The sequence below is a fragment of the Bacillus sp. BS98 genome (assembly GCF_008432245.1).
In the GTDB taxonomy this organism is placed as follows: domain Bacteria; phylum Bacillota; class Bacilli; order Bacillales; family Bacillaceae_G; genus Bacillus_A; species Bacillus_A toyonensis.
Genome location: NZ_CP043830.1, coordinates 1379595 through 1392414, shown reverse-complemented (window position 1 = coordinate 1392414; position 12820 = coordinate 1379595). Strand labels below are relative to the sequence as shown.

Annotated in this window: 13 protein-coding genes, 2 riboswitches and 1 other annotated feature; of the genes, 2 read left to right on the top strand and 11 right to left on the bottom strand. The window is 36.0% G+C overall.

All coding sequences use genetic code 11. From position 1 onward, the window contains the following. Positions 1 to 46: 46 nt before the first annotated feature. Positions 47 to 295: a binding site (T-box leader), on the bottom strand. Positions 296 to 356: 61 nt separating this feature from the next. From F0362_RS07365 to F0362_RS07315, 11 genes are all read right to left on the bottom strand, one after another. After that, a complete protein-coding gene (locus F0362_RS07365) occupies positions 357 to 974 on the bottom strand; it encodes an NAD(P)-binding protein (RefSeq protein WP_000283324.1) in 618 nt (205 codons plus the stop codon). Then, positions 949 to 1701 (bottom strand): sirohydrochlorin chelatase, encoded by a 753-nt coding sequence (locus F0362_RS07360; RefSeq protein WP_149889719.1) that lies wholly within the window; start codon positions 1699 to 1701, stop codon positions 949 to 951. Before F0362_RS07360 ends, F0362_RS07365 begins: the two co-directional genes overlap by 26 nt. A 1-nt stretch (position 1702) precedes the next feature. Next, positions 1703 to 2479 carry a uroporphyrinogen-III C-methyltransferase gene (gene cobA / locus F0362_RS07355; protein ID WP_000521276.1) on the bottom strand — a complete coding sequence of 259 codons (777 nt, stop codon included), beginning with the start codon at positions 2477 to 2479 and terminating at the stop codon, positions 1703 to 1705. An 86-nt stretch (positions 2480 to 2565) separates the two neighbouring features. After that, on the bottom strand, positions 2566 to 2766 hold the full coding sequence (locus F0362_RS07350; RefSeq protein ID WP_000424930.1) for a DUF3906 family protein: 201 nt from the start codon (positions 2764 to 2766) through the stop codon (positions 2566 to 2568). Between the two features lie 10 nt (positions 2767 to 2776). Further along, positions 2777 to 4399, bottom strand: a complete 1623-nt coding sequence (locus F0362_RS07345; protein ID WP_000119600.1) for a nitrite/sulfite reductase — start codon at positions 4397 to 4399, stop codon at positions 2777 to 2779. A 92-nt stretch (positions 4400 to 4491) separates the two neighbouring features. Next, complete coding sequence (gene cysC / locus F0362_RS07340; RefSeq protein WP_000380522.1) at positions 4492 to 5103, bottom strand: adenylyl-sulfate kinase; 612 nt, start codon at positions 5101 to 5103, stop codon at positions 4492 to 4494. A gap of 12 nt (positions 5104 to 5115) precedes the next feature. Continuing rightward, on the bottom strand, positions 5116 to 6252 hold the full coding sequence (gene sat, locus F0362_RS07335; RefSeq protein ID WP_000213327.1) for a sulfate adenylyltransferase: 1137 nt from the start codon (positions 6250 to 6252) through the stop codon (positions 5116 to 5118). A 38-nt stretch (positions 6253 to 6290) separates the two neighbouring features. Continuing rightward, complete coding sequence (locus F0362_RS07330; RefSeq protein WP_000959007.1) at positions 6291 to 6995, bottom strand: phosphoadenylyl-sulfate reductase; 705 nt, start codon at positions 6993 to 6995, stop codon at positions 6291 to 6293. Between the two features lie 86 nt (positions 6996 to 7081). Continuing rightward, positions 7082 to 7225 carry a YezD family protein gene (locus F0362_RS07325; RefSeq protein WP_000116159.1) on the bottom strand — a complete coding sequence of 48 codons (144 nt, stop codon included), beginning with the start codon at positions 7223 to 7225 and terminating at the stop codon, positions 7082 to 7084. Positions 7226 to 7297: 72 nt separating this feature from the next. Next, positions 7298 to 7406: riboswitch (SAM riboswitch) on the bottom strand. 163 nt (positions 7407 to 7569) lie between these two features. After that, the gene (gene lysA, locus F0362_RS07320; RefSeq protein ID WP_000280670.1) at positions 7570 to 8886 is read right to left on the bottom strand and encodes a diaminopimelate decarboxylase; all 1317 of its coding nucleotides are present in this window, start codon (positions 8884 to 8886) and stop codon (positions 7570 to 7572) included. Positions 8887 to 9066: 180 nt separating this feature from the next. Beyond that, a riboswitch (Lysine riboswitch) is annotated at positions 9067 to 9248 on the bottom strand. An 89-nt stretch (positions 9249 to 9337) separates the two neighbouring features. Beyond that, positions 9338 to 9733 (bottom strand): DUF3888 domain-containing protein, encoded by a 396-nt coding sequence (locus F0362_RS07315; RefSeq protein ID WP_001228518.1) that lies wholly within the window; start codon positions 9731 to 9733, stop codon positions 9338 to 9340. A 262-nt stretch (positions 9734 to 9995) separates the two neighbouring features. Between F0362_RS07315 and F0362_RS07310 the strand changes: the two genes are divergently transcribed. After that, positions 9996 to 11882 (top strand): LTA synthase family protein, encoded by a 1887-nt coding sequence (locus tag F0362_RS07310; RefSeq protein WP_000939071.1) that lies wholly within the window; start codon positions 9996 to 9998, stop codon positions 11880 to 11882. 181 nt (positions 11883 to 12063) lie between these two features. After that, on the top strand, positions 12064 to 12765 hold the full coding sequence (gene pssA / locus F0362_RS07305) for a CDP-diacylglycerol--serine O-phosphatidyltransferase (protein ID WP_000285424.1): 702 nt from the start codon (positions 12064 to 12066) through the stop codon (positions 12763 to 12765). Positions 12766 to 12820 lie beyond the last annotated feature (55 nt).

The window sequence follows — 12820 nt, the reverse complement described above, 5'->3', positions numbered from 1 at the left end:
CACCTCCTTTAGAAAATAAAAAAGTCCCCTACACGCAAATATGCATGTAGAGGACGATATATGTAATGTAAATACCGTGGTACCACCTCAATTGGACTGATAAATCCCACTTGTTCAAGTACAGGAATCATTCCGATACTCTATCCTTTTAACGGCGGAACCCGGGTTGCCTACTACAATGTTCAACATACCTCTCGCAAGCCCATTCTGTATATTTTATCGTACCGGGCTCACACCTTACCCCAGCTCTCTGAACGCATCAAATATACGTACTCTTCTTGCTCATCGATTTCATCTATTGAAGTTACTTGTGATTATAAATTATATTTTTATACTTGTAAAGCGCTATTTACTTTTTATCTCTTTAGAACTCTCTCCTCTAATTCTTGTAAAAACTGTTCTCTTTTTCTCTCATTTTGCACATATGCTGATTTCAATACTTCTTGTAGTAATATATGCCGTTCTTTCTTTTCTAACTGTAAGTCTTTTAACTTCACCCTTACTTCATATAAAAAATCTAAATATATTTCGTATGTTTCATCGTATTTATTCGCGATATCATCTCGAATTTTTTTTGCGAGTTTTGGACTTGCTCCTCCGGTAGAAACCGCTATATTAAGTAACCCACGATGAATCGCTGCCGGAAAGTGAACATTGCCACTTTCCGGGTTCGTAATAACATTTACCAATTGATTCTTTGCAGCATCTTCAGCAACTTGTTCATTTAATATAGAATCACTACTCGCCGCAACAACTAAAAAAGCATCTTTAATATCACTTTTTTCATACTCTCTTTGATACCAACGAATTTTCTTCTCCTCCACAAGTTTCACTAAATTTACATCTAATTCTGGACTTACTACTACTATATCCGCACCTTGTTTGAGTAAAGGAATTATTTTAAATCCGGCAACTTTTCCTCCACCAATGACAACAACCCGTTTCTTATTAACTTGCACTGTAAGTGGATACATATGAATCTCCCTTCAATAACTCCTTCGTTTTCTGAATTAACATATCTTGAACCACTTCATTTTTTCCTAAATACGGACTTATTTTTATCTCATCCAACTCATATTGACGCACTTCTTTCTCAATATGTTTCATAAGTAAGCCTGTAAATAACAAATAAGGTAATACAATAATACACCCTTCTTTTCGCTCTACAACTTCCTTTAATTTCTCCTCAAATTTCGGCTCCGCAGCTGCTAAAAAACAAACTTCTACTTTAGCAATTTTTTCTTCTGCTTGAAATAAAGTAGCGATCCGATTTATATCTTGTAAAGTTTCAGGATCGCTACTACCCCTTGCAACGAGTAAAAGTGTTACTTCATCTTTATATTCTTCAATACCACTTCCGTTATATACCGACTTTATAAGCGTCTCTGATACACCAAACGGATTACCATACGTCACTTTAATATTAGGGTATTGATTATTTAACTTTTGTAATTCAAAAGGAATATCATTCTTCACATGGCCTGCTGCTAATAAGAAAACAGGAATAGCAATAATCTCTGTCGCACCACGCTTCGCACATGTACGAAATCCTTCTTCAATAGAAGGATTCGCCAGCTCTAAAAAACAAACTTCTTGAATAGCCGCTTCTATACGGCTCATACATGTCGTAATAAATTGAATTGCCTCTTCTTTCACTGCCCTCAAACGACTTCCATGACATATATATAAGATGGCTTTCATTTTATAACACTCCGCTTACTTGATAAGTCTGTTCCGTTTGTTTTTCAAACCAATGAATTTTCTCTCTAAAACGGACAACTTCTCCAATTACAATCATACTCGGATTTTGAATTTGTTCTTTTCTCGCAACATCTACAATTGTCCCTAACGTCCCGACAACTGTACGCTGCATAGACGTCGTTCCCCGTTCAATAATAGCAGCAGGTGTACCTTTATCTTTTCCATGCTTCATAAGTTGTTCGCATATGTAGGGCAAATTACTAACTCCCATATATACCGCCAAGGTCTCTACACCTTTCGCTAAATTTTCCCACTTCAATTCCTCTTCAGCACCTTCTTTTCTATGCCCTGTCACAACCGCAAAACTCGCACTTGCATCACGATGCGTCACCGGAATACCAGCATAAGCAGGTGCAGCTATTCCAGCTGAAATTCCAGGAACGATTTCAAATGGTACACCCTGCTTTGCTAACGCTTCAGCTTCTTCCCCCCCTCTACCAAATACAAATGGATCACCGCCCTTTAACCTCGTTACAACTTTTCCTTTTTTCGCATATTTAATAAGAAATGTGTTAATTGTCTCTTGCTTCATCGTGTGATAATTCGGGAGTTTCCCGCAATAAATTAAATCCGCTTCAGGCTTTGCATATGAAAGCAATTCTTTATTCACGAGACGGTCATATAAAATAACATCTGCCTTCTCAATACATTTCAATCCTTTAACAGTAATTAAATCCGGATCGCCAGGACCCGCTCCAACTATATACACCTTCCCCATCATCTCTCCTCATTTCTACTATTAAAATGAAACTTCCATCCTTATGCATGAATGGAAGTTAGTATACGTTCGTATTTCAATGTTATTTACTCATGAACAACAAATGCCGCACCTTTTCGAATCTTCTTTTTTTCAAATAAGGAGATTTCCTTTACTTCTGGCAACGGTAAAAAATGCTTTTCAAGCTCAATCTCCGCAAGCTTAAATGCCTGCTCTTCACTTTGAGCAACAACAACAATCGGAACGATATTATTCGCTAACACAGCTTCAAATCGATATAATTCCATATTGCCCCTCCTAAGACGCTATTACTTCTTCTAACACGTTATTTAAAGCTATTTGCAATGTATCTACACCGATACGTCCGACAAAATCATAAAATGTTTCGGCAGGTAACTTATTCTCTTTAAAATAACTTATAAATGATGCGAGTACATCCGGTAAATCCTCGCCATCTATTTTCCCTTTTAACTTTTGATTATAGGCACCGCCATCTAACAACGTTCCACCTACATATATTTCAAATGCTTCAACAATCCCTTTTTCCTTCGTTTTCATTTTTACCCCTTGTAATCCGATGTCAGCAATTTGACGTTGACCACATGAATTTGGGCATCCTACCATATGAATTCGAACTGGAACATCAAGTGCAATTTCTGTATCTAAGTATTCTGCAATTTTCCGTAATCTTTCTTTCGTTTCTACTAGAGCAAGATTGCAATATTCAATACCAGTACATGAAACCGCATGACCAATAAATGATTTCGGACTTGCAGATATCGCTTCAAACAACGGTTCACTTAATAAACCCGTTACATTTTCTGGTGGAACATTCGGAATGATGAAGTTTTGTGAGTTACACGTACGAATTTGTCCATTTCCATACTGCTTTGCAATTCTTGCAATCTCAAACATTTCTTTTGCATGTAAACGACCTACCGGCACATTAAAACCGACATATTTTAATCCATCTTGTTTTTGATCTTGAACACCATAAAAATAGCCTGCATTCCATCCTTTAAGTGCACTTTCTCCTTTACTTTGCAATGGTCCTGTATACTCTATTAGTTTCTCTTTAAATTTCTCTGCTCCCCAGTCTGCAACAAGAAATTTCAAACGAGCTAAATGACGTTTCTCGCGATATCCAAAATCACGGAATATAGTAGCAATCCCAATTGCTACCGCCTTCACTTCTTCTGGTAAAACGAACACATCTAATTCATCAGCTAAATATGGACGGGCTGATAATCCACCGCCTACTTTTATATGAAAACCAACTTTTTTCTCACCATCTATTTCTTTCGTAGCAGGTGTAAATGCAACACAGTTAATCTCTGCGTTTGCCGAGTTATAAACGTTAGAACTAATAGACATTTTAAATTTACGTGGTAAGTTAGAAAACTCTTCATTATGTTGGAAATAGTCATATACCTCCTTCACAATATGCGTTGTATCAAACAGTTCATTCGCATCAATTCCTGCAAGTGGATTACCTGTAATATTACGTGTTATATCACCACACGCCCCTGCTGAAGATAACCCAACTCTTGCTAATCTTTTAAAAATATCTGGCATTTGCTGAATTTCTAACCAGTGAAACTGAATCGCCTGTCTTGTCGTAATATCTATTACATCACGTCCATAATCCTCAGCGATAGAAGCAAGCACTTCCGCCTGCGCATTTGTAATAATCCCTGAAGGAATATTTACACGCATCATAAAATAGCCAGCTTCTTTCGGTCTTTGCAAATACAATCCTGCCCATTTAAATGCGTCCCACTCTTCTTTCGGAATAGATTCGAATCCATTTTCCGCATAGTAAGGAATATCATTAAAAATTTCCAAACCATCTTTTGCTAATTTATTTTTCTCAGTCTGATTTAATTTTTCATTATTAGCCCATACTTTTTCATAACTCATTTTTAAATCCCCCTATATAAAGTGAAACTTTAATCAACCCTCACCAATCGGGCATTTACAGCCTGCTCCAGCCGAATTTTGAGGTGGGCGTTTTACTTCCCAGCAAACAACGGGACAAAACTACGCTCTTGTAAGTACTTCACGATTTGTTCTGCACATTCTTCAATAGAATACTTGTGCGTTTCTACAATTAATTCCGCTCGATCTGGTTCCTCATACGGTGAATCAATACCTGTAAAATCTTTAATATCACCTTGTCTCGCTTTTTTGTATAACCCTTTTGGATCACGTTTTTCACACTCTTCAATTGGACATTTTACAAACACTTCTATAAACTCATCTGCCGCTAATAGATCCCTAACTTGTTTTCGATCTACTCGAAATGGTGAAATGAACGCTGTAAGAACAACAGTACCTTGATCTACAAATAGCTTCGCCACTTCGCCAATACGCCTTATATTCTCCATACGATCACTTTCAGAAAAACCTAAGTCTTTATTTAAACCATGGCGAATATTATCCCCATCTAACACATAATTTCCAATATTCTTTTCAAATAGTTTACGAGCAACCGCATTCGCTACTGTAGATTTACCCGAAGCTGATAAACCAGTAAACCAAATTACAAAACTATGATGCCCATTCTTCACTCTTCTCTCATTTTTCGAAACAGAAGCTGTGTGCCAAGTAATATTCGTATCCATCTCGTTCTCTCCCTATTCTGTTACTACTTCTTTTTTCAAACCTTTAATTAACACTTCCACTACTTCTTTACGACTAAATGTACTTGGCGGAATCTCACCATTTCTTAACATTTCTCTTACTTTTGTACCTGATAAAATGACACGGTCCTCTTTTCCATGCGGACACGTTTTCGTTGAAGCCATCGCTTCACATCTCGTACAGTAAAAGCTATGTTCAAAAAATAGCGGCGTAATCCCTAACTCTTCCACTGTAAAGTTCGTAAAGATTTCCTGCGCTTCGTATGTTCCGTAATAGTCTCCTACCCCAGCATGATCACGTCCTACAATAAAGTGGGTACACCCAAAATTCTTTCTTACCAATGCATGAAATATCGCTTCCCTTGGTCCTGCGTAGCGCATCGCTGCAGGAAATACACCTAAAAAGACACGATTTTTCGGATAATAGTTTTGAAGCAACACTTCGTAGCTTTCCATCCTTACATCAGCAGGAATATCATCTGACTTTGTTTCCCCAACGAGCGGATTTAAAAAGAGACCATCTACAATTTCAAGAGCAGATTTTTGAATATACTCATGGGCACGATGTACCGGATTTCTCGTTTGAAATCCAACTACTGTTTTCCAGCCACGTTTTTTAAATTCTTCTCTCGTTTCAATTGGGTCTAAATGATAAGAAGGAAATTGCTTATTTTCCAAGCGTTTTATAAGCGTAATAGCTCCTCCAACATAAACATCTGGTCGTTCATATAATTTTTTCACGCCTGGATGAGCCTCATCCGTCGTTTTATATACAAGTAAAGCTTCTTTTTCTTTATCAGGTGCAAAAATATCTTCTATTTGAATGACACCATATATATTTCTATCATTAACAAGTTTTACTTCCTCTCCAGCTTTCAGTCCCTCTGCTACTTCTTCTGTTACTGGCAATGTAATCGGTATACTCCATACGCTTCCATCTGCTAAACGAAGCGTTTCTACGACCGAATCATAGTCTTTTTTCCCTAAAAAACCAGTAAGCGGACTATATCCCCCTGTCGCTAGCAGTTCTAAATCACTTAATGCAATGTTGTCTAATTCAATTTCTTTTTCAATTTGTGATACGTCGTATGTCTCATCTACACGGTTTATTAATTCGTTTCTTGTAGTCATTTTCTATATCCCCTCTTAGCTTTATTTCAAGATACATCTTATTGGTAATGAAGACCGCATTCGGTTTTCATTTTCCCGGTCCACCTACCATCTCTTGAATCACCACCGGCACCTACAGGTAACGTACACTTCTCACACCCGATACTTGGATATCCAATATCATGTAATGGGTTGTATGGCAAGTTATGTTTGTATACATATCGCCATACTTCTTTCCACGTCCAATGAATAAGCGGACAAACTTTAATAGATTGAAAACGATGATCTTGATTTATAAACTTTGTATGCTTACGCGTTTCTGATTGTTCCCTTCTTAAGCCCGATATCCACGCTTTTTCCTCTGTAAGTGATTTTTCTAACGGCAAAATCTTCCTAATCTTACAACAGAGATTCGGATTGCTTTCCCATAGTTTCTCACCGTGCAACTTCGCTTGTTCATCGAGTGTAAGTTCCGGCTGTTTTTCTATAATATTTAATGAAGGAAATCGTTCTCTTACTTTTTGAATTAATTCATACGTTTCTTGAAAATGAACATTTGTATCCAAAAATACAACTTTAGCAGATGGATTTACTTGGTTTATAAGATGCAGTAAAACCATGCCTTCCACTCCGAAGCTACACGCGTATACAATTTCATCTTTATATTCTTTATAAGCCCAACTTAATACGGATAGCGCGCCTTTCGTTTCATCTTCCTCTGAAAATGAAACACGATTTTCTTCCCACGTTTCATACGTCAACATGTTTTTTCCCCCTGTAAAAGCAAAAAGACGGTTTTAATCTATTAAAATAGATTAAAACCGCCTCTAGTTTTTCTAGTCAGCGCTTTTCACTTTAAACGTACTTTTTCACTTTTCTCTAATTGAATTACTTTTCCATCTTGCACCACAATTGTAATTGAACCATATTTCATATCAGCAAGCATCGCTTGAATTTTCTCAGATACTTCATCAAAATGTTCCCGTACGCTCACGCGAACAGCCCCCCTTTTTATTCATAAAAAAAATCTTTCCCATTTCGAAAAGACTGTTCGGTAATATATTTTACCTTATCTTTCAAAATGGATTCCATTTTGCTGGATTTAGCACCTTGCTTTCTATAAGCAGGTTGCCGAGCTTCTTCGGGCCAGTTCCCTCCGCTTCTCTTGATAAGCTTTGTATTTGTATTTTATCACAATTCTGATTTTTTTCAATCCTAGTTTTCCGATATATTTTAATTATTTTATTTTATCCCGCTATTTGCGGGCAATCCCCCCCACTGATTATAGTTTCACTTTATAAAAAGGAATTGCCCATTCGAACAACTCCTTTTCCTTATTTAAACAAGCTCTTTAATACGTATGCGATCGTTCCCAATGATATTTTCGTACGTTTCACGTTCCACAACAATTTGCGATGTGCCACCTTTCGCAAAGACGACGGCTGGTCTCCGAATTCGATTATAATTATTCGCCATCGAGTACCCATATGCTCCCGTACAAGAAATTGCTAGTAAATCAGAAGAAGCAACTTTCGGTAGATTAATATCCCAAATTAGCATATCTCCACTCTCACAGCATTTCCCAGCAATTGAAACGAGTTCCTCATTCTCATCATTTCCTCGATTCGCTAACATCGCTTCGTAACGAGCGCTATATAAAGCCGGTCTTAAGTTATCTGTCATTCCACCATCGACGGATACATATTTCCGAATGCCAGGAATTTCTTTCACAGATCCAACTGTATAAATTGTCGTTCCCGCATCACCTACAATACTACGGCCTGGTTCAACCCATATTTCTGGCAATGGATATTCACATACTGTAAATTGTTCTCTCACTGCACTTGTTACAGCTCGCACATATGTCTCAAGAGTTAATGGTGTATCTGACTCTGTATAGCGTATTCCAAATCCTCCGCCTACATTTAATACTTTTACTACATAGTTCGTTTGCTCTCTCACCTCTTCCAAAAATTTACGAAGAACTTCAATCGCTCGAACAAAACCAGCCGTTTCAAATATTTGTGATCCGATATGTGAATGAATCCCTAACACATTATAATTTGATTTTTGTAAAGCAAGCCCAATTGCCTGCATCGCTTGACCATTTGAAACGCCAAATCCAAATTTTGAATCCTCTTGGCCTGTCGTAATATATTCATGTGTGTGCGCCTCTACTCCAGGCGTTACACGAATTAATATGTTTACAAATTTCCCATGTTGCATTGCTAAATCGTGTAAAACTTCTAATTCCAAGAAATTATCTACTACAAAACAACCGATATTCGCCTGAAGAGCCATCACTATCTCTTCTTCTGTTTTATTGTTTCCATGAAAATGAATACGTGATGCTGGAAATCCTGCTTGGAGCGCAGTATATAATTCCCCACCCGAAACAACATCTAATGACATGTTCTCTTCACGAGCTACTCGGCACATCTCCATGCACAAGAACGCCTTGCTTGCATATGCTACTTGATAAGAGAAACCACTTTCTTTAAAAGCACGATGAAACGCACGACATTTCCCTCGAATAGACTCTTCATCGTATACATAAAGTGGTGTTCCGTATTGTTTTGCTAGCTGCGTCGTATCGCACCCTCCAATTTCTAAGTGTCCTTGCCCATTGATTCGGCTTGTGCCGTGTAAATACATTTGAATTCCTCCCTTATTTCCTCTAAAACTCATAACCCCAATCTTCTATTCATTGCAGCACGCTTTTAGATAGACAAAAAACGCGCGGAACAATGTTCACACGCGTTTCTTATTAGGAAAAATATATATTGAAAAAATAAACAAGTTGTTATCTTCTCAAAATAAGAAACCGCATCAACATCTCCAAATAGCTCTCCATAAAATAAATCTTATGACAGTACTACATTTATTCAATGCAGTCCCAATATATGAATAAGGTGGTTATTCTTATATTTCGGCAATAGTCCCTTTCAACCCATGGTCACAGATTCCACTAAATCTCCCACAGCTTACTCTTTCCTATCGCGGCCTCTACCTTTGAGAGTAGATGAGGTAAGTCTATTTAATTTTCAAACATCTAATTGTTGCTATTAACAATACCAAAGGACCATTTTATTTGTCAAACAATTTTTTATATTGTTTTTTTACAGTTTAATTTCGTATCATTTGGTAAGCGCTTTACTATTATCTTCGTTACTTCCCATTCGCCTTCTTCATTATTAAACGTAATAGTTACTTTTTCAAATGGTGGAACAATTTTCCCACCAATCTGTTCGTACTTCGTCACTTCAATAACCGTTTGAAATAAATATGTACCACTATACACTTTTTTTAAACTAATAATTTTAGGACATTGATAAGGTTTCAAACTCCCATATTGTTTTTCAATTGCTTTATTTATTTTCGGAAATAAAACAGAATAAAGTGCATCTTCCATAAGAGGTGCATCATACTGAGCTACTGATACACTCGGTGAAGCAAAGAGTATAAAAATACTGCACATTATAAGATAAAATAATTTTCGCATTATAACCTCCGCACCATTACGCGATACTTTCTATGTTTAATGAATTACAATAATCGCGCATAGAAATTCTATTTTATTGTCTCCTACTTCTCTTTTTCTACTCAATTGTTGCAAAAAAAGCCCACAACCCTCTTTAATTTTCGTATAATGATACTCATAGTATAATAATCATAATAACAAAAGACTGTTCGTATATATAAAGTGAGGCGCTAATCAAACCGGCTCGCAAGAACTGTCATGCTTTCTAGGAGAGGAGTATATTATGCTACAACATCTGTTTCCAAAATTACGATTTGCACTCGTTGCAGTCGTTTTATTATGGATTAAAACATATATTGTGTACAAGCTAGCGTTTGATATTAAAATTGATAACTTCTTTGAAGAATTTATGCTGTTTATTAATCCACTAGCTGCGTTACTTTTATTTTTCGGTTTAGCTTTATTTGCATCTAAGCATCGAAATCGAATTATAATTGGAATTAGTTTTATACTGTCATTTATTTTATTTGGAAATGCAATGTTTTATGGGTTTTATAACGATTTCGTTACCTTCCCGGTTTTATTCCAAACAAATAATATGGCTGATTTAGGGACGAGCATAAAAGAGCTCTTTACGTACAAAACATTACTTTTATTTGCAGATGCAATTATTTTAATGTTTATTTCACGTAAATTCCCATCATTTGGTGATAAAACACCACTTTCACGATCTGAGAAGAGAACTTTCTTTAGCGGTGTAACTGCGTTATTAGCACTACAAATTGTTGTTTCAGTTATTTATAAGCCACAAATGTTCTCACGCTCATTTGACCGTCAAACTGTCGTGAAAAATTTAGGGTTATACACATATCATCTATTTGATATTACGCTTCAATCTAAGTCTTCGGCTGAACGTGTATTCGCAAGTGGCGACGGATTCTCTGAAATTAAAAACTATACAGATGCAAAAGATAAGCAAGTTGATAAAAACTTATTTGGAGCTGCAAAAGGTAAAAATGTAATTTTAATTTCAATGGAATCTACACAAAGTTTTGTTATTAATAAAAAAATAAATGGAAAAGAAATTACTCCATTTTTAAATGAATTTATTAAAGATAGTTTTTATTTCGATAACTTCTATCATCAAACGGGACAAGGTAAAACTTCTGATGCTGAATTTATCGTTGAAAATTCACTTTATCCGTTAGACCGTGGTTCTGTATTCTTTACTCATGCAACAAATGAGTATACTGCCACACCAGAACAATTAAAGAAATACGGATATTCTTCTGCTGTCTTCCATTCAAACGATAAAACGTTTTGGAATCGTGACGTAATGTATCCTGCGCTTGGTTATGACCGTTACTTTAATTTAAATGATTACGTAGGTACGGAACAAATGTCTGTTGGTTGGGGATTAAAAGATAAAGAGTTCTTTGAACAATCTATTCCAAAGTTAAAATCTTTACCGCAACCGTTCTATACAAAATTTATCACTTTAACAAACCATTTTCCATTTCTTCTAAATCCAGAAGATCAATATGTTGATGAGTTTAATTCGGACAGTGGTGTTTTAAACCGTTACTTTCCAACTGTTCGTTACACGGATGAAGCTCTTAAATTATTTATTAAACAGTTAAAAGATGAAGGACTGTATGATAATTCAGTTATTGTCATTTATGGTGATCATTACGGTATTTCTGAAAACCATAACGCAGCTATGGCCCAGTTCCTTGGGAAAGACGCTATTACACCGTTTGATTCTATGCAATTACAACGCGTCCCTCTCATTATTCATGTGCCAGGTCAAGAAGGAAAAACGATTTCTAAAGTATCCGGTCAACTTGATATTAAACCAACGCTCCTTCATTTACTTGGGATTAAAACAAATCAATCCGTTGAATTTGGAACGGACTTATTTATTAAAGAAAAAGATCCACTTATGGTAATGCGTGATGGTAGTTTTGTTTCGGAAGATTATGTTTATACAAAAAACATGTGCTATAAACGAAATACAGGTGAAGAAGCTGCTATATCACTATGTCAGCCGTATATTGAAAAAGCAAAAACAGAATTAAAATTATCCGATAAACTCATTTATGGAGATTTATTACGTTTCGATCCTAACAATCGATATAAAACCGGAACGATGACAACAAAATTTGAATAGTGCAAGAAGCAACTTTATAAAAGTTGCTTCTTTTTCTACTTATTTTCCAAATCATTCTCCCATGAAATCTTTCACAAATTGGTAATTTCTTTCGTATGAGGAAGAAATTTATGGTATGATAAAATAAGTAAACTTTCATACACTAATTAAGAATTTATTACAGAAAGCAAGGGATCAGATTTTGTATAGAGCAGCTATTCCAAACTTATTTACGCTCGGAAATTTATATAGCGGATTTTTATCAATCGGCTATGCATCTTTAGGATATTATAAATCAGCTGCTATTTTAGTACTTATCGGGATGATGTTAGATAGTCTTGATGGTCGTGTTGCTCGTTTATTACGCGTTGATTCACAAATGGGAAAAGAGCTTGATTCACTCGCAGATGTCGTAACATTTGGTGCAGCACCAGCTGTTTTAATGTATTACACATCTTTCTCAAACTACGGAATCATCGGATTATACATAGCGGGATTATTCCCTCTTTTCGGAGCATATCGTTTAGCACGATTTAATGTAACACCATCTTCTACTTCAATGAAATATTTCACTGGAGTACCGATTACAGCAGCGGGAGGGCTTGTTGCTTTCTTAACATTATTTTCACATACCATTCCCAAAATCGTTCTTATTACAGTCTTTGTAACGTTCGCATTTTTAATGGTGAGTCGTATTCGTATCCCAAGTTTAAAAGATGTACCAATTCCAAGATATAGCATCATTATTACATTATTTTTAGTTGGAATCATTATCACAATGTATCAAACAGGGATCGGTAATTTTTCTGTTTTCTTATTCATTGCTATTCCACTATATATTTTGTATATGCTATCTCAATTTATTAGACAAAGACCGTCTAAAAAAGCGAATAAAGAAAAATAATAAAAACAAAAACCTTCCGTATTCGGAAGGTTTCTTTTTATCCCACTATTTGCGG

Coding starts and splice junctions, on each gene's coding strand:
- F0362_RS07360 (WP_149889719.1), bottom strand. CDS start 1,701: ATGAAAGCCATCTTATATATATGTCATGGAAGTCGTTTGAGGGCAGTG.
- F0362_RS07315 (WP_001228518.1), bottom strand. CDS start 9,733: ATGCGAAAATTATTTTATCTTATAATGTGCAGTATTTTTATACTCTTT.
- cysC (WP_000380522.1), bottom strand. CDS start 5,103: ATGGATACGAATATTACTTGGCACACAGCTTCTGTTTCGAAAAATGAG.
- lysA (WP_000280670.1), bottom strand. CDS start 8,886: ATGTATTTACACGGCACAAGCCGAATCAATGGGCAAGGACACTTAGAA.
- F0362_RS07350 (WP_000424930.1), bottom strand. CDS start 2,766: ATGGAATTATATCGATTTGAAGCTGTGTTAGCGAATAATATCGTTCCG.
- F0362_RS07345 (WP_000119600.1), bottom strand. CDS start 4,399: ATGAGTTATGAAAAAGTATGGGCTAATAATGAAAAATTAAATCAGACT.
- cobA (WP_000521276.1), bottom strand. CDS start 2,479: ATGGGGAAGGTGTATATAGTTGGAGCGGGTCCTGGCGATCCGGATTTA.
- sat (WP_000213327.1), bottom strand. CDS start 6,252: ATGACTACAAGAAACGAATTAATAAACCGTGTAGATGAGACATACGAC.
- F0362_RS07310 (WP_000939071.1), top strand. CDS start 9,996: ATGCTACAACATCTGTTTCCAAAATTACGATTTGCACTCGTTGCAGTC.
- F0362_RS07365 (WP_000283324.1), bottom strand. CDS start 974: ATGTATCCACTTACAGTGCAAGTTAATAAGAAACGGGTTGTTGTCATT.
- F0362_RS07330 (WP_000959007.1), bottom strand. CDS start 6,995: ATGTTGACGTATGAAACGTGGGAAGAAAATCGTGTTTCATTTTCAGAG.